Raw genomic sequence first — 22,121 nt, 5'->3', positions numbered from 1 at the left:
ATTTTTATACACACTTCTATGTGATTTTGTGAATGTTAATTAACGTCCGATCAGTGGACGTTTAGGTATTTCCGTTTGCCATAGTAATGACGCGTTTCAATATCCAACGAATTAACAATGGAATACTGTCGACACCGCGTCGCTCACACTCTCCAACAATGGCGAGGGCTAGATCGGGTTTTGCGTACTTTTTTAAAACACGAACGACCACTTTATGCGGTGGGATCGGGTGGTCATTAGGAACTTTGATAAGTGTCTTAAAAAAACTTTCGAAGCCATTGATATACAAATAATGTTCAATGTCTCGCTCGGGAAGTTCGGTTAAGTGATGACGCGGATGCTCATTGTCCAATTGATGCATAACAGCGGCGGCATACTTTTTACCTGCAGCGTCACCATCGGTCACCACATGCCAATCTATGCCAAAGGCTTTGGCTACTTTTATCAATGATTTAAGTCCTGACTGGGCAAATTCAATTATCTGCACGCCTTCTGCTGCCAAATTATGCCCACTTAAGTTGGCGAGTTCATTGAATAACCAAACCTCAGTTTCACCTTCGACAAGTAGCCAACACCTTGCGAATAGCGCTCTAGAACGATGAAAGCGAATATGAAATCCAACACGCCGTAACTCATCTTGAGACAAGTGCTTCGTTGTTAACGATGTAGCAACCGTTTTATCTGACTGACGAACTAACCTTCGAATCGATTGTATCGGAACCGTGCCTAATAAGTCGCTACTATTTGTGGTGAGTATTTTTTGCATAGGAAGCATCTGCAACAAACTCCACGCACGAGATAAATGGGTGGGGTGGAGTCGTCCTTCGGGATCTTCAATAATGAGAATAGGTCGTGCGCAGCGGCGAAGATCATTTGGGCCCTTCGCCTGAAGGTAGGCATTGAGTAAGCCAAGTAATAGTAGGCGTGTTTGATGGTTTTTTGTTTCATCAATGATGTTAACTAAACTTTGCTCCGAATGAGGGCGGCTAAAGAATACCCCATCTCGGCTTTTAGTCGACGGTTCACGGGTATGGCTCTTAAATGAGAAGTAATGCTCTACTAAATGTCGCATTGTATTTAGGCTGCTTTTAATTTCCCCTTTGTTAACATGGCCTGGGACAGCAAGCAGTCGACGACAAGTATTGTTGATGCGCTTTTCTGCTCGAGAGTTATGAAATCGCTCGTATTCATAAGGATGATTGAAGCGGCGGGAATCTCGAAGTCTAATCACTGGATGCAGTGTCATCAGTTCCTGAGCGATTTTTTCAGAATGATGTAAACGTAACGTTGTGCCTTCGATGTCTAGAAAGGCGTAGTGTTGCGTCACGGTGTATTCTTCCAGTGTCGCACTAATTCTGTAGTAAAAGCGGTAATCTCCGTTTTCATCGACTTGCCAGACTGGCTTGAGTTTACGATACCGGCCAGACAGTGTTTCATTACGCTCAGTTGACACAAATGACAAGATGATTTGAAGATGTTGTGTTTGCGGATGGGAAACGGAATGATCAACGTGAAAGTCAGTCATTTCAAACTGATAGAGCTCGCCATCCGAGGGTAATACCACACACAATGCGTCGAGCAAGGAAGATTTACCCCAAGTGTTTTCACCAATGAGGGTCGTTAAATCGTCGAGCGCTAAAGAAAGGCGCTTGATGCCTCTGAAACCCGATATATCGATTCGTTCCAATTTCATCCAACTCTCCCAAATATTTCACAACCTAGGTGCTTTTCGTCTATCTCACTAAATTATAAGAAACTTTTTGAATCTATGTTGGTTTATCGATCGTAAAACTGTCTAATAATGGTAGAAATATAGTGTGATGTATATCCTAATAAGACCTGTATAATGCGCATGTGATTTCAAAAAATTCATTTGAATGTCACATAATGCGGGCTACCATCGGAGAGGAGAAAAAAGAGAAATTATGATGATAAAAGCAAATAAACCTCTCAAATTGACCATCGCACATATCAACGACACGCACTCTTATTTCGAGCCGACTTCGCTACAACTCAACGTTGAAATCGATAATCAGGAATTCCATCCATTTGTCAGTGCTGGTGGTTTTGCACGTATTAAAACTCGAGTCGAGCAGCTAAAGTCTAGCCATAACAGTGATGAATTTTTATTCCTCCATGCTGGTGACTGCTTTCAGGGAACGTTGTATTTTTCGTTGTTCAAAGGCGAAGCAAACTCGGATCTTCTGAATGCGTTAGAATTAGATGCCATGACGTTAGGCAATCATGAACTTGATATGGGTAATGAACCGGTCGGTCAGTTTGTACGAAGCATTCATTTTCCATTCTTGGCCGGAAATTGGAAGTTATCTGAAGAAGGTGACAAAACATTCCCGATCAACAATTTGACGAATGTTTATCACTTTGACCCACTTACACGCACAGCACAATGGATTGAAAAAGTCGTCAATGGCGAAACCGTGGCAATTTTTGGGTTGTCGATCGATAAGATGGCGGACATCGCGAACCCTGACAGTGATACGGTATTTGAAAATGCAATCAAGACGGCAAGTAACACAGTGGCAGCGATTCAACGGACAGGAACGAATAAAATTATTCTTCTTAGCCACCTTGGTTATGAGGCCGATTTAGAGCTGGCTGAGCAGGTACAAGGTATTGGATTAATTATTGGTGGTCATAGTCATGTGTTACAGGGTGACTTTTCTGATTTAGGACTTGGTGAACAAGATCAATACGGTGTGCGAGTGAAGCAAACCTATGTGGTGCAAGCTGGTTTCCATGCTATGACACTTGGACATTGTGATATTACGTTTGATAGTGACGGTGTTGTGAGTGAATTCAGCGGCCAAAACGAGCTGTTAGTCGGTCGTCGAATATTTATGGATGTTGATTGCGCTCTAACCAATCAAGACTATGATGCGGTAAAAGCGAAAATACAATCGCACAATAATGTTGTTCAGTGTCGAAAAGATGAACAAGTCAAAAGTATCTTAAGAAACAAATATCAGCCGCGCGTAAAGGCATTGCAACAAACCACGATCACCAAACTACAGCATGCATTACGACATGTTCGTGTACCTGATGCGCATGGTGGTAGTGAGATTGCGCCTTTTGTAGCTGAGTCATTTCACCATGCGATGACAGCGCTCGGCCATCGACCTGAGTTCGCGATACACAATGCGGGTGGAGTAAGAAATTCTCTTAATGCTGGTGATGTATCGGTCGCTGATATTGCGGGTAAGTTATTGCCATTTGCAGTACCTATTGGTGTTTATACAATACAGGGTTGTTTTATCCCGTTAATCATCGAGGGAGCGATCAATAATGCGATTGGTAACGGGGTCGTTGGGACTGGTTCCGGAAGTTATCCTTATGCGTTTCAACTTGAGTTTCAATATGACAAAGAGGCACCAATGGGTGAGCGCGTAAGCGGCGTGTTTATTGAAGGACGTCCGTTAGACGTAACAAGGATTTATACCGGTACATCAAGCGCTTATACGATGAAAGGCAAGGAAGGATATGATGCTATCCTTAATATGGAAGATGAAGGCATTGTGACCAATTGGTCAATGTCAGACTGTTTCATTAAGTTGCTAAAAGATAAGCCAGAACACGTTTCGTCGGCTCGCCATTACCGAAATATTTAGCTTGGAAATATAAAGTGGTCCCGCAATCGCTTTATTACATACCTAAGCGTCATGGCTGGGCTATGTCGTTCACTGCTCTGGAGAAGTGATGTGGCCTTGTTGCGTAAGCGTCCGTCAAGTCAGTGGGTATATGAAGCGATGGATCAGACACTACAAAAGCGATTTAGATAAAGAGTTAACTACGGTTACTGTGCAAAGAATCCTTACTATTTCTGCGCAGAGTAACTGATGGAAAACTTAAACTTTTTTCATTTCGCGACGATGGTCATGCTGACTATCACAGCATTTATTGCCCTTTCTTCTTTCCTCAGACTCGGTACTATTATTGGCTTTATTGCCGCTGGCATTGCTTTAGGCCCCCATACACCAGGCATTGTAGCGACAACTGACATTGAGTTCTTACAGCAAATTGCTGATTTTGGTGTGGTGTTATTTCTTTTTACCATTGGCCTTGAGGTTAAACCACAAGACTTATGGAAAATGAAAAAAAGTCTCTTGGTACAAGGGATAGGGCAAGTTGCTTTAACGGCTAGTGTATTTTGTCTTCTTTATTATTACTTTGGCTTTGATTGGCAAGTTGGACTCGTTTTTGGACTGATCTTCGCGCAGTCGTCAACGGCGGTTGTGATGACGTTGCTGGAAGAAAAAGGAGAGACAAATACTGCCCATGGTAAGAACATATTTACCAATTTGATGGGGCAAGATTTGAGCATTGTACCTGTTATGGCCATTATTCCTGTCTTGGCTCATCAAAATACGGCTAGTTCTGATAATACGATAATGCCTCTGTTGTTGGGTATAGGTGCTGTCGTCGCTATCATTACAATTGGGCGTTATATCTTACCCAAAGGCCTACGTTGGGCTGTTCGTGTGCATAATAAAGAAGGGTTTGTTCTGTGTTTATTTGTCGCTTTGATAGCGACATTATGGTTGGTTGATGAAGTTGGACTATCGACAACACTTGGCGCTTTCCTACTCGGAATGAGTCTTTCTGGCTCTGACTTTCGCCACACTCTTGAGAGTGTCGTCAACCCATTTAAAGGGGTATTGATGGGGCTTTTCTTTGTCTCCGTAGGTATGTCGATTGATCCTCAGGTTGCTACTCACAATATCTCACAAGTTATCTTCACGCTATTGATGATCATCGCGATTAAACTCACTTCATTTTTTCTACTTGCGAAATTGGAAGGTCAATCGACTCGTGTCAGTATAAAAACCGCTTTTACATTGAGTCAGGTTGGAGAGTTTGCCTTCGTATTGCTCGGTATTGCGTCATCAATAGGCATGTTAACTGTTGAGCAGGCTGCGACGGGTATTGTTGTTGTGAGCCTAAGTATGATCGCTACCCCATGGTTGAGTAAGTTAGGGGATGTTATTACCCAACATCTAGTGACCCAGTCAACCCCCGCATCGCTTCTTGGTGAAGAAGAGGGCGACGCGATAGTGATTGTTGGTCTTGATGAAGTCGGGCGTTTAATCGCTTTACTCGCAAAAAAAGCACAGATCCCTCATCTTGCGATTGATATCAACTACGACAGTGTTCAACGTGCAAAGTCTTTAGGTATTAACGCGCATTTTGGCGATATTACGATGCCGAGCATTCGTAAAAAAGCACAGTTGGAGAGAGCAAATGCGGTCTTTGTCTCTATTACTCATTCTGAATCACTGCGAAAAGTTTGTTTGATGCTTTCTCATTACCCTCAGTTAGATATCTTTGCTAGAACGAACTCAAGAGCGGATGAGTTTTACCTACGTGAGCATGGCATTGAATTTGTTGGCGCAACCTATATTGAGAGTACCCTTCTTAGAGGTCGTCATTTGCTCAAAAACTTTGGCTTATCTGAAAGTGAGGTGATGAAGTTGATTGATGAGTTGAAGGCTGAATTGTTTGAGCAAGATTATTTGAACTTCAAACAGGGTAGCCAACAATAATTAATAAATAGGGGCAATGCATACTCCTTTAAGGTCTATAAATGGGTTAACACGAACAAAAAAGCCAAGGCGTTGACAAGGTGGTATTCATTCTCGAATGTTTTCGATGTTGATGCGACTGAGATAGCGATGTGGTATTGCCACCGTTGGAAGATTGAATCGTGGTTCAAATTGTTAAAAAAGAATGGTCATCAGCTTGAGAATTAGCACCAAACAAGCGATGCATTGATACATTCAGCCTTGCTTGCTGGTCTGTGGGTGTCCTTGCAAATGTGTTAGGTATTAAATACTTATAAGACCCAAGGCATTAACAGGATGAAGGAATTAGCCAGTTTGTTTTTTGCTCAATCTGTGTGAATGCCTATGACTATGGGCTTTTTGCAAGGTCGTTTAATGCTCCCAATTAGCGTAGATTGTATTTGACGCTTAATCATGCGTATGTCTTCTGTGGATAGGCAAAGTTTGGTTTAAGTCGATTACGCGGTTTAAGTCGATTAAAAGAGAAGAAAGTGGCCGAGTACTACACCGATCTCGGCCATTCCAGACGCGCAAGCAAAGGCGTTCTTCTTCAAGATAAAAAATAGTCGTTATTCAGTCAAGCCCATGACGGTGTTTCAACGTCCTAAAGGGCCAATAATCCCTTTGCATATAAAATTATGCGATTGATATATCATCTCTGATCACTTCTTTATGGTGAGCCATGCTGTTGCTCGTTATCGCTGATATCGATGAAGGTCTCGCGAGGATGACATTTGTGAACTCTTAAAGAACAGGGCAATCACATAGAAACCAGCTCATTATGGTCAAAATAACCTATTAGTAATAATGGTTCACACAGCACTATACGCTGACCCGGTATAGGGTATGCTGATGCATGAAACCATTAGATTGTTCTTTGACTGGTGAAGGCTAAAGAAAGAGGCGGAAAGGTGAAATTTGTTATTATCAAAGTGTTATTGACAGTATTAGTGTTTGTCGGTTTATTCGGGGTCGTCTATTACAAAGTATCAAGCGGAGTGATGTAGCCTAGTCACAATTTAAAAGGACACAGTATGATCAAACGAGTAGGTGGTACGGCAATAGCAACTAAGCATCATGCCACGTGCCATTGTGGCGAGGTGGAAATGATATTGTCGCTGCCCAACGGTATTGTCAATCCTCGTCGATGCGACTGTTCAATCTGTCGTCGCAAAGGGGCCATCGTGATATCAGTACCGTTGGATGGCATTCGACTCATTAAAGGAGAAGATAGTCTAACGCTTTATCAATTTAATACACATACAGCCAAGCATTACTTTTGCTCGATTTGTGGCGTTTATACTCACCATCAGCGCCGTTCAAACCTAAACGAGTATGGTGTTAATCTTGGCTGCCTTGAAGGGGTGAATCCTTTTGATTTGGGTGACGTTGTCACTAATGATGGTGTCTGTCATCCCGCTGACCGAGTCGAGCGATAGTTAGAGTTAAGTGAGTCGTGAAATAGTGACGGCTTGATAGGCATTAATGATAGGCTGAATGTTATCGTTCTTTCCTTTGGCAATGCGCTTGTAGTGATTGATCGTCTTGGTTAAATAATGCTGCGCGCAGAGTGCTTTTTCTTCGCTATTTGAGACCCAAATATCACTCCCTACATTACTTACCTTACGTGATGCATTCGTCCTGTCTGTCGACACAAGGATCACCTCATAAAATCGTTGATTATCTTCTACAAGTGATTCGGCGGTTAACCTTAAATCGCGTTCGATTAACGCCTCGCGTAGCGCGTATTGATGGTGTACTGGACATAATAGAAAATCAAGACTCAGCGTAGGATGTTGATCGAGCAAGCAAGTAATAAAACGAATCATAAGATCGCCACCCACCCCTGCAATGATGATAAGTTGTCTGCCAGAGTATTGCCCCAGCGGAATGGCTGCGACATCCTGGCAATGGGTATGTGCTCGTACTTGGCCGGAAGAGTGGAACTGTTCGAGCTTGGCTGCAAGCTCTTGCATGAGTTTAGGCACTATATCAACAAAATGAATGTCCTTAGCGGCTTGGCGATCTAACAAGGCTGCGCCAAGATATCCATGATCGCAGCAGCAATCCCAAATATGTGAATAGTGCGTTGCGACCATTTTATCTATCTGTATAAGCCGTTTACTGAGTTTCAAGGAAATTGCCTGTGAGAGTTAAAGGTTTTTGCGCATTGTAATGGTTTTCTTAGTGTTAGCGAAGTAGTCTGGAAGCATCATGATTTATTTTGTTATTTGTTGGTCGCATTTTATGGGCAGAGGCAGATAGCGCAGCTAACGGTTATTCCATTTTATAGGCAGTAATATGAATGTAGACAAAGCAAAAAAACGCATTGCTAAACAAGTAAAAAAAGGTTTTAAGGGGTACCCTCAGATAACGTTGGAATATCGTGGTGAAAGTGCTGAGCGAGCGACGGAAGTCATCGTTCAGTTTGTACTAGCAGAAGGTGCTCAGATTCAAGAAGAGTTGTTTGCTAGTAAAACGGATGCAAGAGAAGATGAAGTCATTCAATCTGCTTTAGTGAAAATTATCGAGAGAGCCAACGCGAACACGGTATTGGAAGTAGAAGGCGTGTCAGTGATCTAACGACGTTGTCGTGCGATGAAAGATGACTCTGATACGCAATAACAATATCAGAGTCACATTTGATTTAGGCGCGCACTTTGTTGTCCAGTGCCACATAGTGGTCACTATCTTTATCGCCAGCCGCACAAATATTCAGTAGATCATCAATAAAATGACGAAACGCACGGTGCTCAATCGCTTGAATTTGCGTTTGTTGTTTGGCTGACAACATGTGGTACATCGTAGCGGCACCAAAATCTCCGAAAATGATGTTACCGCTGTCATCGACTAGGGTGTTGTGTGCATACAGATCACCGTGACACACCTGATTACTGTGCAGGTGATGAAAGACGTCTTCCATTTGGGCAACAATATGTACTATTTTATCAATAGGTAACGTAAAACCCGGCTCAAATGTGTCTCGCGTGCAACTGTCTAGACAAGGTGGCAGTCCCAAATTTTTATAATGCGGAGGAATGAGGTTCATGACCAAGGCTAAATAACCCGGCTCTTGGACTTGTGCTAACGATTGCACCAGGTTCGGGTGATTACCCACCTTCAAACAAGCCTGCAATTCGTCTTCGGGATAGCCATCACTTGTGACTTCACCCTTAAATACTTTGACCGCAATTCCCTCTGGAAATGTGGATTGCGGTTCGTTCCATTTTGCTTTCGATATTACACCCGAAGCGCCTTGGCCGAGCGTCTCTAATAAAGTGTACGTTTGTTTGCTTAGCTGCGGTACCGAACGAATGTTGACATCGGACTCACAAAACGGGTTTCCTGCAAACGCAAACCAAGCAAGTTTCGGTAACGTTAGAAGATGATTTGGGCAATTCGTTAATTGATTTGCTGAGATTCTTACCAATTCTAGATTCTTAAGTTTACTCATCGTATCAGGTAAGCTTGTGAGATTATTGCCTGCCAGTGCGAGCTTCTGGAGCCTCGGTCGTTCTCCTAATGAGTCTGGTAACTCGTTAATCGCGTTATCCGTTAGAATAAGCCACCGTAAACGTTGTGGAAGCGAATGCTCAGAGACACGAGTGATTTGATTGGCCTTAAAACCAACCATTTCAAGACTCGGGCAACGACCCAATACCTCAGGAAGTTCGGTAAAGCGATTATTTGAAGCAAAAACAATTTTTAGCTTAGTGAATAATTCGAGTTCATTCGGCAGCGAAGAGAGTTGGTTGTTGGATAAATCCAGAATTTCTAAACTATCAGCAAGAGACAATATTTCTTTTGGAAACGACGTTAGATTTTCCGATAAAGCAAGGCGAGTGACACCGGCGAGTTCGCCTGATCTTAGCTGAGATAGTGTTTGCAAGAGAATACGTCCATATTGAGTTGTGGTTTAAAACGTGGCTAGTCTACGCGAAAACACCTCTGGGTGTGTAGTGAACTTATAAGTTAGCGAAAACTTTAACGGTGAATGATGCTTTAAGCAGCAAATTGTCGCCCTTGGGTTACGCGTTTGATTGGCGGTGATAGTATGAGTCGTGGTGACGTCACGCCGCGCTATCAACAGCGTTATTGTTTCCTTAATTAATACAAAACCTGAATAATCAGGTGACCATAGCCTGGCTAAAAACAATGTGGATTCAACAATGAAATGGACACAAACGATGCAGTTAAATAGATTATGAGATTAGACAAATTTGTATGTAAAAGTACGTTGCTCACTCGCGCGGAAGCGCTTGCCGTTATTACGTCGGGTGACGTGTCCGTTAATGGTGCGCCAGAATATAGTGAGCGGAGTCAGGTACATGAAAATAATGTCGTAACACTTCGCGGCGAGCGCCTTACTTGTCGTCCGTTTCGTTATATTGTGATGCATAAAACTGCACATACTATCTGCTCGAACATTGATGAAGTTTACCCATCGTTGTTTAATCAAATTGATGTTGAAAATAAACAAGAACTCCACATCGCAGGTCGCTTAGATGCTGATACCACTGGTTTGGTGCTGATTACCGACGACGGCAGGTGGTCGTTCAACATTATTACTCCCTCGAAACAGTGTGAAAAAGTGTACCGTGTAAAGTTGTTAAGACCTATTGCGCTCGATGCTGAAGAACGTTTTGTTACTGGGATTCAATTGCAAGGCGAGGACACCCTCACTAAGCCAGCGAAGTTAGAGGCGATTAGCTCATGCGATGTTCGCCTGACGATTACAGAAGGTAAATTTCATCAGGTAAAGCGCATGTTTTCCGCGGTTGGTAATAAAGTCATAGCATTGCATCGAGAAAAAATTGGTGATGTTGAGTTAGATGTTGGAGCTGGTGAATGGCGCTACCTAACTGAGCGGGAAGTGGCGTCGTTTGTTGTGACGGATTAATTTGTTCGTGTTTACAATCTGTCGAGCGCACCGCAATTGACGACATAGATAATGTACAACTCTTTATAAATCTAACTCTTGAGCTACACAGCTGGCTGAAACCTATTCTAGTATCTAAAATATGGGACATTGGCATCGGTTGTAAGAGATCTGTTTAATAGAAAGAGGCATGGCATGAATAACCAATTAGAACAAAATAAAAAGCACGCGGTTGAGTTTTATCAGACGGCGTATCTAGGCGATCCCAAAAAAGCAGTGCAGCGTTATGTCGGAGACGAGTACATTCAACATAACCCGCTTGTTATCGATGGCAAGCAGGGCTTTATCGACTATTTCACACGAATGTCCTTAGAGTTCCCAAGCAAGAGTATCGAGTTTCTAAGGGTGATCGGAGAGGGCAATCTTGTTGCGCTGCATACACGACAATGTTGGCCAGGTGGAGATGAGTACGTCACGATGGATTTTTTTCGTTTTGATAATGACGGAAAAATAGTTGAACATTGGGACTCGATTCAAGGTGTTCCTCTGGAATCTGAAAACAACAATACGATGTTTTAATAGACTGGCCTTATACACGTCATAATGTACGAGTGACAACAAGATGATAAACACGGATGTTCAGTCCAAGCTTGATAGCTACCCGGATGCTGCACGTCGCTGCATAGAGGCGCTACGCCAAGTCATTTTTGATGTCGCGGTCGAGCTTGAGGTAGGGCCAGTAAAAGAATCCTTAAAGTGGCACGAATTAAGTTACAGTGTCTCGTCAGGAAGCCCGATTCGCCTTAATTGGAAGTCGCAAGACCCCGAAAATTGTTACGTCTATTTTCACTGTCAAACTAAGCTGGTGGCCACGTTCCGAGAGCTCTATGGTCATGGTCTTGATTTCCAGAACAATCGCTCGATTAAGGTGCCCATTGACACTTGGGTGAAAGATCCTCGGTTAGTTCATTGTTTCGTGTTGGCGATGACCTATCATAAGGTGAAGCATTTACCGCTGCTAGGTGCTTAATATGTGCTCACGGTTTGGAACGCTTGTTGGTATATAAGCTGCGTATTGAATGGGGCGGTATACTTCGGTTTCAACTATATTTCGCTATGAGCATTACGCTGTGAGCAAAACCTTGCATGGATGGGTATTTCATTTATATTCGATGTAACGAAAGATAAAATGGACATCAAAATGGCAGGTATAACGGATATAGATCAACTCTTATGCTCAATGAAACCAGAGCTCCAACCTGGTGAAATGGTTTTTTGCACGGTTTCCCGTCAATTGAACGATTACAATGCGCTGCCTGTCATTGCGACGTTTGTTGAAGCGGAAGGGCTCACCCTTGTATTGAATAAAGAAGACGCCGAGTCGGCTGGGCTTGAGTTTGATGGTTTATTTCGCCAGATCACGCTGACGGTTCATTCGAGCTTAGAAGCGGTAGGACTTACCGCTGCAGTAGCGACCAAACTTGCTTCAAAAGGTATTAGCGCGAACGTAATGGCGGCGTATTACCACGACCATATTTTCGTTCAATCAGAGAAAGCAGAATTGGCAATAGCAGCGCTAAATGAATTTAGTTCCTAATGGAACAAAGCTGTTTATTGCTTTGCTCGTAAAGCACGAGCTTGTCATCTAAATGGCGTCCACGAACCTTTCAAGCTGTCGATATTCAGAAGCTATCGACATTCGAAAGCTATCGATACACAACAACGTTGACCGATAGCTTACTCTCTCAGGGCAAGTCACTCTTAACCACACTTCTATTTAATCGATCCCGATTCAGCGATCGTTTCTTATTACCTCTCCGATTGACTTTACGCCTAAATATAAAGAAAACACTGAAACCTTCCAATCGAAATTTCGATATATGAAGGCGTGCTTACTGTCATTAGGTCAGAGTTTATCTTTCTACCTATTCGATATCTAGTTGGTACCTGTTTTCAAGTATTCTTTCGGGCAATGTATTGTTCATGCCAGAGCCAAGGATGTTGGTGAGAACTTAAAGGGACAAAAAGATATTCTATTAGAGGTAGTACCGTGAAAAAATCAATTTTAGCCATCGCATTAACCGCAATCACGTTCGGCTCAGTCGCGGCTGAAGCAGAAAAAGCAGAAGATATTAACTATGGTGATCCTACTGCTTCGTTTTCAACGCTCGGTGTATCGACGAGTGGAGATAAAACGCAAGTTAATAGTATGGTTGGTTTCGGCGCGAATATTTTCCAATTAGACGTGACGGTCGACAATAAGAATATCCGCCGCGATACTACAGGTTACCGTGCCAGATATTTCCATGTTACCGACGGATTAGGTGTATCGGTGGACGTGTTGGGTGAGATGGGTAGTAAGTCGAGCACAACGGCATTGGCTGGTCTAATCTATAAAATTCCGTTAAACGATAACGTTATGATTTTCCCTATGCTGTCACTTGGCTATACAGACTTTGGCACACCACAACCTACATCTGGTGAAAATGGTGATATTAAAGACGGCTCAGTGCTCTACCAAGGGGGCATTTATGCGATGTACGGGTTTGATGCTGGCCACTGGCTCTATGCGAACCCGAAGGTGACACATATTAAAGAAACAAGTGCAAATGTGCCACAAGTCGAAGTGGGTGGTGGTTATATGGTGTCTGACAGCGTATCACTTGGATTTAAAGTCGAATACACCGCCGAGTACAAGGTACGTCAAGGTTCTAGCCAAGTTAATAAAGCCGATACGGTTGGTTGGTTACAAGCCAGTTACTACTTTTAATCTTGCTTGATTGCTTGATTGCTTGATTGCTTGATTGCTTGATTGCTTGATTGCTTGCTTGATTTGCTCGTTCGAATATTTTATCACTCGCACGTATCCAGAGTTACACGGTACTCTTTATAAGGCCGTGTAACTCTGCTGCTGCTAGTGTATCGATATCAGTACATACACCCAAATCATCACATTCGAATTCATAATAATGTGTATTGTTTTGTTTGATGATGCTTTTTGCCCCTTCTTCCCCCGTCAGCTGTGACAATGCTTCGAATAGCGCACTGGAAAAAATAACAGGGTGTCCAGCCTGACTTTCAAAACGAGGGCGGCAAATGACAGTTTTTTCTAAAGATTCGCCGTACTTATCCTGTGTAAAACGAACGAGATTAGTTAAGGTTGTGGCGCGGATAAAAGGCATGTCTGCGAGGAAAACCGCGCAAAATACGGGTGGATTGTCGACACTGAGTATCGCCTTTATTCCTTTTGCGATTGATGCGCCTAAACTTGGGTCATGAGTATTGTCATGGGAGACTAATATGACCTTCGTATTATCAATGTTAATAGATGATAAGTCGTCGTTTTCTTTATGAACCATGACGATACGGTCGAAGGTGGAATACAAAGACACGAGTGTTCTTGAGAGAAGAGGAGGTACACCTATAAAGCGTTTGTCTTCACCAAAACGCTGGCTATTCCCAGCAGCAAGCAATAAGGCAATGGTCTCCATATTTAACCACTATTTTTAGTCGCAATGATATCCGCAATGACAGATATTGCGATTTCAAATGGTGTTTTGCTATTGATGGCAAGCCCGATGGGCGCTTTTAGTTTTTTCATATCTTCTTTATGGATGCCACCAACGCCCTCCAACCGCTTGATTCTTTTTTGTGTCGTGAGTTTTGAACCCATTGCGCCTACATAAAAAGGGTTAAGTTCCAAGGCTGCCATTAGACCTAAATCATCGATTCTAGGGTCGTGTGCTAACGCTAAGACTGCAGTATTATCGGTGATGTGCTCTTCAACAAATAAATCTGGGCTTCTCCAGATGACTTCTACCGCTTCGTACTGCTCGGTGGCAGGGACATTCCAACTTTGTGCAAGTTCTTCACGCATATCACAAATTTTCACACAGAAACCCGCCATTAGGCCAAGTTTTGCGACCCATTCACTGACTTGGCTGATGCCGAGAATTAACAATTGGGTGACTTGTTGATAATGTATGTGGATGATTTGTTCGCTCGGTTCAGACTGTTGAGACAACACATCAGTGTCATCATGGTAATGAATATCACCGTTGTGTAAGTCAATAACCTTATGGAAAGGACGCTTTTGATTGGCACTGTCTATAAACGTGTTTAATAAATGGTAGTGACTAGGAGTATAATGCTCAACCAGTAATTTAATGCTTCCACCACAGGGTAGCTCGATGGTGATATCGTTATCGACCAGATCCTTTCCGTAAGTCGTGACTTGCGGGAAGCGCTTGATAAAACCACATTCTAATTTTTGAATAAAAGCATCTTCTAGGCACCCACCAGAAATTGAACCAAGCCTTTGCGAACCATTCCAAGCAAACAAAGAACCGACAGGCCGGGGAGACGAGCCATACGTACCCAAAATCGTGCACAACCAAAAGCTATCACGATGTTGCATCCACCCTTGAATGTCACGCAATATGTGTAGATCAGTGAGTTGCATTTTCTTGGCTCTCCATCACGGATGTTCTTATTTCTTTGGTTTGCTCCACACTGAGCTGAGCGCTATTTTCTGTGTAGGTCGCGGTTAAGTAATTGAGTAAATGCATAAGGTCCTCATTACTTAATTGCTTGTCGTAACCAGGCATGGTGAAGAACGCATTGGTAGGTGTGTAATATTGAGGTTTAATACCGTATAGAATTGCACTGACACTATTAAAGTGATTGTTTTGAGACAGGGTGCCGTTCCCTTGCATACTCGGCGCGTAGTTCGGTTTACCTTGACCTTCATGGCCGTGACAATTGGCGCAAAAGGCCTGGTACAGTTCACGTCCTTCGCTTTGTGCGTTATCGGGACGGAAGGTAAGTGCTTTGCCTTCAACGTTATTGTCTGAATCTAATAAATAAATGGCGGCCGCATTTAAATCGTCTTCATCAAACTTACTCAAACTATGAAAAATAGCCTCGTACATCTCACCGACAACGGTACCTTTTCTCGAATAACCGTGCAGTAACATGTCTTTTATATCTTGAGTGCTCCAACCTTGTTGATTCAGATACGCCGGCGTAATGTTTGGAGCGAATACCGACCCAATCATTGCACCTTGCAAATGACGCTCAGAATCCATGCCCATCATGATGTTTCGCGGCGTATGACATTCACCACAGTGACCGAAGGTGTTCACAATGTAGTTCCCACGATTCCACTCAGCACTTTTGCCCGCTACTGGGCTGTAATCCACGTCTTCTAGGTTCAGAATGTCCCAAGCATTTAGGCCGAAACGAAGATTAGCAGGGAACATCATGTCATTGTCTTTATTGGGCTGACTTGATGGTTTAATACTTTGAAAGTACGCAAAGAGCGCTTGGGTATCGTCATCGTTAATGCCTGTGAATGATGTATATGGCATAGCGGGGTAAAGGTGACCACCTGGCGCCCCACCATTGTGAAGCGCGTCATAAAAATCTTGATAGGAGTAATGCCCAATCCCTTCATCGGAATTGGGGGTAATGTTTGTAGAATAGACCGTACCAAAAGGGGTAACAAAAGGAAGTCCGCCACCATAAGGTTCACCGCCTTCAATGGTATGGCAAGCGTAACAGTCACTCATCTCGGCTAGGTATTTACCTTTTTCTATCTGCTCATTCGTATTGGCAATAGCGTGCTGAGTCAGACCAAACGTACCGATCAAGCACGTGAGTGTTTTTATGTTCATCGGGTCGCTCCTTCCGTGTTGAGAATCGCTTCCTTAACCGCGGCATAGTATTTTACGTAACCAGTACAACGACAAACATGTTCACCTAATGTGTCTTGGATTTTTTCTTCAATTTCTTCAACGGGAATAGGGTTACGTTTTAGCTCTTCAATAAGGGCGATAGTATGGTTGGTAAAACCGGATGTACACCACCCGCACTGGAAAGCAAAACCTTTGATCAAGGATTCTTGAACAGGGTGAAGGGCGATAACCTCTCCTTTGTTGTCCCGTTCAGCATGACCTTCTATGGTACGAAGCGTTTTTCCATTAAACCCAACAGCATTGGTGATGCATGTTTTATGCGTTTCAGAGGTACCATCTTCGTTATCTTGAATAATAACGCATGCTGAACAAACGCCCTGACCACAACCAAACTTAGTTCCAGTAAGGTTCAGATATTCATGAAGAAACTCCAACATAGTGATTTCTGGATCTATGTCGAGTGGTCCATAAATTTTGTTGTTTATAGTGAGAATAATCGATGCCATCATTAAACTACCTTCATGATATCTTGTGGTGTGACGGGTAAGTGGTAAAAACGCGTGTTTGTTGCTTGATAGATTGCCTCAACCAAAGCGGCGACAACGGGCACCATGACAACTTCGGCAATACCCTTAGGGTTATCTGTCTCAGACAGTGGGGGCAAAATAGTGTGCTTCATATTCCATACCGGTATATGAGCCGCCAATGGTACTTGGTAGCGGTTAAGATTCCATGTCCCGTTACCAGCGCCAGTTTCATCTGCGGGTAGATATTCATATAAAGTGTGGCCTACACCCATAGTTAGGCCACCTTCTATTTGACCTTCTACAAGTTCTGGCACAATCACTCGACCGGCTTCTAACCAAGTGTGTGTTTCTAAAATATTGACGTGTCCAGTGGCTTTATCTATCGCGATTTCGGCCAGCGTTGCGGCGGGCGCGTAATAGGTCACCATTGCATTGTTGAGTTGTACTTTCGGATAATCAATGGCGCGTCTTTCGATCACTTGATAACCAAATTTGTTCTTCGCATAGGGTTTTGCATTGATACCGTACTTCACTGCTAACCCGTCAATAGGGTAGGTGCTACGTTTACCATTAAGGTCAAATGCAGAGTTTGCCCAAGCCCACCGATTGAAACCATGTACCATTACGCTGGTAATTGAACCGTTAGCGTGAGCTTTCATGGCTAGTGTTTTGAACGGGATACCAGGGTAACCTTGAAGCGTTAACTTACCGTCAACCCAGCGGGCATCGAGAATGTTGTCAAAATCAGGTTCGGTTAAGCTACCGTTGTAGAATTGCTCCCTCCAAATCGCAATCGCTGCTGGGTAAAGTGATTGTTCAAAAAGGATACGACTTGCTTGTTCAGTAACGTGGGATTGATAAAACGCAGACATTGATGCTGACGATGCCATTGGAACAACCGGTGTCCAACGAGGATCCTTCTGCATTTTATCCTGGTGCTCTTGCGACATTAAATAAGGGTCTTGGGTATCAAAAAGCTCCATTGCTTCAAACTCTTCAATAACACCACCAACAACGTTATCGGCTAAGACGCCTAAATATTTTTTTGTGATCACGCCTTGGGCCGTATCGGTTCCCGTTCCCATTTCGACAAAACAAGATTGAACGATGACTTTTCCTTCAGGCGTTATCTCTACCGACCCAGAAGGTGAGGCGGCACCAGTACCGTAGTCCTTGGTTACGATACTAAAGCCAACACCGTATAACAGGTTGGGATTATCTTGTTCAAATGCTTTCTTCTTCGCAATGCGGTCAACCCATACTGGGTGTTGTTCTGCCATATCAAGCATTTCATGATAACGCGCGGCACCATTGGGGATGGCGCCTTGTGTGTTTTTGTCGCCTGATTGCATCGCATTCGCTCGACGAATGGTAAAAGGGTCGATTTTTAATTCTTCGGCAGCTTCGTTAAGCATTAATTCTATGGTTGGCATAGATTGAAGCGTTCCGTAACCGCGCATTGAACCACAATGTGGGGTTTGAGAGGGGTAACAAACTGCTTCAATATCATTTCTAGGGATGTAATAGATACCTTGAAGCGCACTTGCTCCTACCATAGTAACGGATGAAGAAAAATTTAACCGACCACCACCATCGACGAGCATATGAGATTTTAGTGCTTCAATTTTGTGGGTCTTTTTATTGAGCGCCAGTTTGTTTGTAATGACGAATGGGTGACGTTTAAGGCCGGATTGAAATTGCTCAAAACGATCGTTGGCGATACGCAGTGGTCCCTTGGCAAATAAGCTCGCTATGACGCCGTAGTAGGGGAATATAGTATGGTCTTTGGCACCAAAGCCACCACCGATGAAAGGCGAGTGGACCACTAAGTTTTTGATCTGTTGGGTGAGAGGGCTTTCAGATAAAATCTTAGCGCTCATCTCATGAAAATCTTGTGGAGATTGAGTGGTGATCACAACGTGCAGCGTCTGGGTTTCAGGGTTGAGGTAACCATTGAAAGCCTCAGCTTCAAACATCATAGGTTCGACAGACTGAGTGTTAAATTCTCTGTCGATGATAAGCCAATCGTGTTCATTTTTACTTAAATCTTCTGCGATGCCATTGGCATAAAAAACCGCTCGTGCTGTATTACTGTCACTATCTTTATCGCCCTCAGGCCAGTCTGGCTTGTGGTCTTTTACTCCAGTAAAAATCATACCATCTTCTAGTATCGAAAAAGCATCTTTAGCATTTCGGCCTTTCGCATTTTCTTCACGAACAATTCGCCATGTCGCATAGGGATCTTGATCAGCCATGGTTAGAGGGACTTCCGCACCGTAACTCACAACTGAGTCGTTAAATTGAAGTCGAACCTTGGCTTTTTTAAATTTACTAAATGAGTCGAAGAGCAAAATGGCAAGTTCATGTCCAAGGTAGTCGGGAGCGCTCCCTTGTTTTAGCAACATATTTTTGCCGTAATAAGCCGGAAGGCGAAGCTCGTTCTGTTCGAGATCTTTTTGGGTGACAACTCGATAAGGCTGAGCGTCATCAGGTAAACCGCTTAGGTCAAAACCTTCAAAGATATGGTTGGCTTTGTTTGCACGGAGTATATATCCGTAATGCTGTTGATCGGGCCAACCACTAATATCACGCGCTCGGTAATCACGACCGTAGATCTTTTGGCCGGTCACTTTTTCTAACGCATCTGTTCGATATTGAGGCTCGCCGTCTAGTTTCCAGTAGCTTTTAATGGATTCGTTGATACTGATTTGTGCTGCTTCACTGGTATTGAACAACATAGGTGCACTATAAACCGTCACACCGCCAATGACACATTGCTTAATAAATGTACGTCGGCTTGGATTGACACATTTGCTCATAATCCCCCCTTGGAATAATTTTTTATCAGTAAACAGGCGTTGATGGCTAGGAGCCAAGCCAGCAGCGAACTAATTTAGTGTAAGAGAGAAAAATCAATAAATACAGTTTGAATGATGCAACCCTCCAAATGCCTTAAGGAGAGAATTACTGATAAAGCTATCAGATAATTAGGTGATGCATTAGCTGTTTGACATTATTTGAATACGGAATGATTGGAAAGGATATTGAACAGAAGTTTGAGTATGAATGTTAATCTGGCGTATGAACAGTACCAGTGTTTATTCGCTAACGGTCGAACTAAAACGGTAAACTTCAGTTATAAAAGTAGCGTTGCCAGGAAAGACAACGCCTTACGATAAAATTAAAGGCTACTTAACGAGGTATCGTTTTCGCGGCGATGTTGCGTCTCTTGAGCAAATGAACGATTGGCTTGTTTTGCGCATGTGGTGGGTTCACCACCAGAGTCGATACAATTACTCAGCATTTCATAGTAGACCTGATATGAAATGTCGTCTTCAGCAGGTGCTGCTGGTCCATTGTGCACATCAGCATAGATAGGAAAAGGCAGAGCAATGCTAAAAAACAATCCAGTTAGAGCGAGCTTTGATGAAATAGAAGAAGGCATCTCATTCCTTAATGATATTTTATTGTTTACTTATATTTTTAAGTCGAAGGGCGAGCTGGAATGATAATAAATTTGAGCGTTCGCGTATTTAATTACTTTGTTACGATTTTTTGCTGTCGGGATCGGGATTGCGACAATACATAGGTGCACTAAATCATTCTGAAAGGTCTTTAGATACGTGGTGAGTTTTGTTGCGGATTGATCGAAATTTACACTTCTTATTATTGGCTTTGTTTCCGTTGCTAGATTACTTCTTTATTTATCCCAACTTCAGGGGGCCACAGCTAAATAAGGTTAGTTTATACAAAGAAGATCTCCTTACATCACAATCTTAGTAGAGTGATGTAAGGAGATCTTTAGTTAATTAATGCTTAGGGCTTGGCTACCACTCGTAACCGACACCTGCACCAATGGATACATTTTCTGATCCTGTATCATAAGCAATGTTTGAACGCGCAGTAAAGTTCTTGGTAAAGCGAATACCAACACCACCCGCAATTGCATCAGCACTGCCGGAGTGACCCAGCGCTACCGTTGTGGTGATCTTGCCAACGTTGTATGGCATCACTAAAGAGCTGGTTGCGATACCTTGCGCCATCGCGCCATCCATGACCTTAGCTTGATCTTCGAGTGCGTTTCGAAGATCTCTAATGTCATTTTTGTTCTGCGCGATATCGCTACTGTTTTTAGTAATAGCGGCTTCATTATTTTGTGAACTTACACGGTTTGCTTCAATCGCAGTATCGTAGTGGGTAGGTACCGAAGAGGTTCCTCCTGACTGACTTGTAGCTATGCTAGTCTGTGTTGCTGCTAAAGCAGGTGCAGGTGCAGTCGCCTTAGCATCATCATTGGCATCTTGTGGGGTTAAGAATACATTTTTGTTCTGGTCACCCCTTGCACTTTTAGCGTCTGCTAAGTAGTGCGAGTAAGTACCAGTAATTACTGAGTCGTATTCTTTGCCATTATTGTCCGTCGTGACAACGTGATAACTCACCTCCTCATTACCATTATAGGATTCATGGTTTGGCACTTTGCCGTAACCGATGATAGTGCTTTGCGTGCCTGTTACTGTAGCCGTTGGAGTTCTAGCAATATCTTTCTTAGTTGGAACAATTTCAGGTTGGGCTACTGGTGCTTGCGCAATTCCCGTTAACGTTGGAGTGGCAATTGGTGAAACCCCATTAGTGACAGATGCTGGCGTCGGATTTACCTGCACTAATTGCGCTGGTTTCATTTGTGTTGGTGTGTGTGGCGCAACCAAAGGAGCCTTCATTGGTTGTGCTTGTGGCACAGCGTGTGGAACCAGATGTGGTACGGCTGCTTTTTCTGGAATCGCGACAGGTGCCTGCTCGGTTCTAGTGAATGTTGGCGCTGCAACAGGTGACACCCCATTGATGACAGGAGATGGCGTAGGATTAACCTGTACTAATTTTGCTGGTTCCATTTGTGTTGGTGTCTGTGGCGCGACCAAAGGAGCCTTCATTGGATGTGCATATGGCACGGCGTGTGGAACCGGATGTGGTACGGCAGCTTTTTCTGGAATCGCGACCGGTGCCTGCTCGGTTCTAGTGAATGTTGGCGCTGCAACAGGTGACACCCCTTTGATGACAGGAGATGGCCTAGGATTAACCTGCACTAAATCTGCTGGTTTCATTTGTGTTGGCGCGTAAGGGGCAACTGAAGGAGTCTTCATCGGTTGTGCACTTGGACCGGCATGTGGAACCAAGTTTGGTGTTGGTGCTTTCTCTGGAATGCCATTAAATACCGGTGATGGTACTGGATTAACCTGCACTAAATCTGCTGGTTTCATTTGCGTTGGCGCGTAAGGGGCAACTGACGGTGTTTTCATCGGTTGTGCATTTGGCTCGGCATGTGGAACCAAGTTTGGTGTTGGTGCTTTCTCTGGAATGCCATTAAATACCGGTGATGGTACTGGATTAACCTGCACCAAATCTGCTGGTTTCATTTGCGTTGGCGCGTAAGGGGCAACTGACGGTG

At 43.5% G+C, this 22,121-nt stretch carries 19 protein-coding genes and 1 pseudogene; 10 read left to right on the top strand and 10 right to left on the bottom strand.

Translation table 11 applies throughout. The annotated features are described in order from the left end of the window. Positions 1 to 61 precede the first annotated feature (61 nt). Entirely contained in the window at positions 62 to 1,693 is a 1,632-nt protein-coding gene (locus ACE1OE_RS23815; RefSeq protein ID WP_102468632.1) for an ATP-dependent endonuclease, read from the bottom strand. Positions 1,694 to 1,925: 232 nt separating this feature from the next. Between ACE1OE_RS23815 and ACE1OE_RS23810 the strand changes: the two genes are divergently transcribed. From ACE1OE_RS23810 to ACE1OE_RS23795, 4 genes and pseudogenes are all read left to right on the top strand, one after another. Beyond that, the gene (locus ACE1OE_RS23810) at positions 1,926 to 3,626 is read left to right on the top strand and encodes a bifunctional metallophosphatase/5'-nucleotidase (protein WP_449212470.1); all 1,701 of its coding nucleotides are present in this window, start codon (positions 1,926 to 1,928) and stop codon (positions 3,624 to 3,626) included. A gap of 228 nt (positions 3,627 to 3,854) precedes the next feature. Continuing rightward, positions 3,855 to 5,558 carry a cation:proton antiporter gene (locus tag ACE1OE_RS23805; protein WP_449212469.1) on the top strand — a complete coding sequence of 568 codons (1,704 nt, stop codon included), beginning with the start codon at positions 3,855 to 3,857 and terminating at the stop codon, positions 5,556 to 5,558. Between the two features lie 51 nt (positions 5,559 to 5,609). Continuing rightward, positions 5,610 to 5,915, top strand: a pseudogene (locus ACE1OE_RS23800) (IS4-like element ISPpr4 family transposase); the annotation flags it as partial. 695 nt (positions 5,916 to 6,610) lie between these two features. Continuing rightward, on the top strand, positions 6,611 to 7,015 hold the full coding sequence (locus ACE1OE_RS23795) for a GFA family protein (protein ID WP_449212468.1): 405 nt from the start codon (positions 6,611 to 6,613) through the stop codon (positions 7,013 to 7,015). Between the two features lie 6 nt (positions 7,016 to 7,021). Here the strand turns inward: ACE1OE_RS23795 and ACE1OE_RS23790 are convergent, their stop codons facing one another. After that, positions 7,022 to 7,711: a tRNA (adenine(22)-N(1))-methyltransferase gene (locus ACE1OE_RS23790; RefSeq protein WP_449212467.1), complete on the bottom strand. Its 690-nt coding sequence runs from the start codon at positions 7,709 to 7,711 to the stop codon at positions 7,022 to 7,024. Between the two features lie 166 nt (positions 7,712 to 7,877). On the opposite strand from ACE1OE_RS23790, the gene ACE1OE_RS23785 reads away from it, so the two are divergent. Then, positions 7,878 to 8,159 (top strand): hypothetical protein, encoded by a 282-nt coding sequence (locus ACE1OE_RS23785; RefSeq protein WP_102468627.1) that lies wholly within the window; start codon positions 7,878 to 7,880, stop codon positions 8,157 to 8,159. A 64-nt stretch (positions 8,160 to 8,223) separates the two neighbouring features. Here ACE1OE_RS23785 and ACE1OE_RS23780 read toward each other — a convergent pair whose 3' ends face one another. Next, positions 8,224 to 9,465 (bottom strand): leucine-rich repeat-containing protein kinase family protein, encoded by a 1,242-nt coding sequence (locus tag ACE1OE_RS23780; protein WP_449212466.1) that lies wholly within the window; start codon positions 9,463 to 9,465, stop codon positions 8,224 to 8,226. Between the two features lie 315 nt (positions 9,466 to 9,780). Between ACE1OE_RS23780 and ACE1OE_RS23775 the strand changes: the two genes are divergently transcribed. The 5 genes from ACE1OE_RS23775 to ACE1OE_RS23755 all read left to right on the top strand — a co-directional run bounded on the left by ACE1OE_RS23775 (position 9,781) and on the right by ACE1OE_RS23755 (position 13,225). Then, a complete protein-coding gene (locus ACE1OE_RS23775; RefSeq protein ID WP_449212465.1) occupies positions 9,781 to 10,476 on the top strand; it encodes a pseudouridine synthase in 696 nt (231 codons plus the stop codon). Between the two features lie 174 nt (positions 10,477 to 10,650). Next, positions 10,651 to 11,034: a nuclear transport factor 2 family protein gene (locus tag ACE1OE_RS23770; RefSeq protein WP_449212464.1), complete on the top strand. Its 384-nt coding sequence runs from the start codon at positions 10,651 to 10,653 to the stop codon at positions 11,032 to 11,034. A 43-nt stretch (positions 11,035 to 11,077) separates the two neighbouring features. Beyond that, complete coding sequence (locus tag ACE1OE_RS23765) at positions 11,078 to 11,485, top strand: DUF1801 domain-containing protein (RefSeq protein WP_449212463.1); 408 nt, start codon at positions 11,078 to 11,080, stop codon at positions 11,483 to 11,485. A gap of 171 nt (positions 11,486 to 11,656) precedes the next feature. Beyond that, entirely contained in the window at positions 11,657 to 12,052 is a 396-nt protein-coding gene (locus ACE1OE_RS23760; RefSeq protein ID WP_449212462.1) for an ACT domain-containing protein, read from the top strand. Positions 12,053 to 12,505: 453 nt separating this feature from the next. Then, positions 12,506 to 13,225, top strand: coding sequence for a hypothetical protein (locus ACE1OE_RS23755; RefSeq protein ID WP_449212461.1), 720 nt, complete (start codon positions 12,506 to 12,508; stop codon positions 13,223 to 13,225). Between the two features lie 103 nt (positions 13,226 to 13,328). Here the strand turns inward: ACE1OE_RS23755 and ACE1OE_RS23750 are convergent, their stop codons facing one another. The 7 genes from ACE1OE_RS23750 to ACE1OE_RS23720 form a co-directional block, all read right to left on the bottom strand. Beyond that, positions 13,329 to 13,946, bottom strand: coding sequence for a nucleotidyltransferase family protein (locus tag ACE1OE_RS23750; RefSeq protein WP_449212460.1), 618 nt, complete (start codon positions 13,944 to 13,946; stop codon positions 13,329 to 13,331). A 2-nt stretch (positions 13,947 to 13,948) separates the two neighbouring features. Beyond that, complete coding sequence (locus tag ACE1OE_RS23745; protein ID WP_449212459.1) at positions 13,949 to 14,917, bottom strand: XdhC family protein; 969 nt, start codon at positions 14,915 to 14,917, stop codon at positions 13,949 to 13,951. Then, a complete protein-coding gene (locus tag ACE1OE_RS23740; RefSeq protein ID WP_449212458.1) occupies positions 14,904 to 16,130 on the bottom strand; it encodes a cytochrome c in 1,227 nt (408 codons plus the stop codon). The genes ACE1OE_RS23745 and ACE1OE_RS23740 overlap by 14 nt, the downstream gene beginning before the upstream one ends. Continuing rightward, positions 16,127 to 16,660 (bottom strand): (2Fe-2S)-binding protein, encoded by a 534-nt coding sequence (locus tag ACE1OE_RS23735; RefSeq protein WP_102468618.1) that lies wholly within the window; start codon positions 16,658 to 16,660, stop codon positions 16,127 to 16,129. The genes ACE1OE_RS23740 and ACE1OE_RS23735 overlap by 4 nt, the downstream gene beginning before the upstream one ends. Next, positions 16,660 to 19,497, bottom strand: coding sequence for a xanthine dehydrogenase family protein molybdopterin-binding subunit (locus tag ACE1OE_RS23730; RefSeq protein WP_449212457.1), 2,838 nt, complete (start codon positions 19,495 to 19,497; stop codon positions 16,660 to 16,662). Before ACE1OE_RS23730 ends, ACE1OE_RS23735 begins: the two co-directional genes overlap by 1 nt. Positions 19,498 to 19,859: 362 nt before the next feature. Then, positions 19,860 to 20,123 (bottom strand): hypothetical protein, encoded by a 264-nt coding sequence (locus tag ACE1OE_RS23725; RefSeq protein ID WP_372061908.1) that lies wholly within the window; start codon positions 20,121 to 20,123, stop codon positions 19,860 to 19,862. Positions 20,124 to 20,505: 382 nt separating this feature from the next. Continuing rightward, a partial coding sequence (locus ACE1OE_RS23720; protein ID WP_449212456.1) for a YadA-like family protein occupies positions 20,506 to 22,121 on the bottom strand: 1,616 nt, incomplete at its 5' end.

This window comes from Vibrio sp. E150_011 (assembly GCF_053544015.1).
The sequence above is the reverse complement of the archived record's forward strand: the minus strand, read 5'-3'. Positions and strand labels throughout refer to the sequence as shown.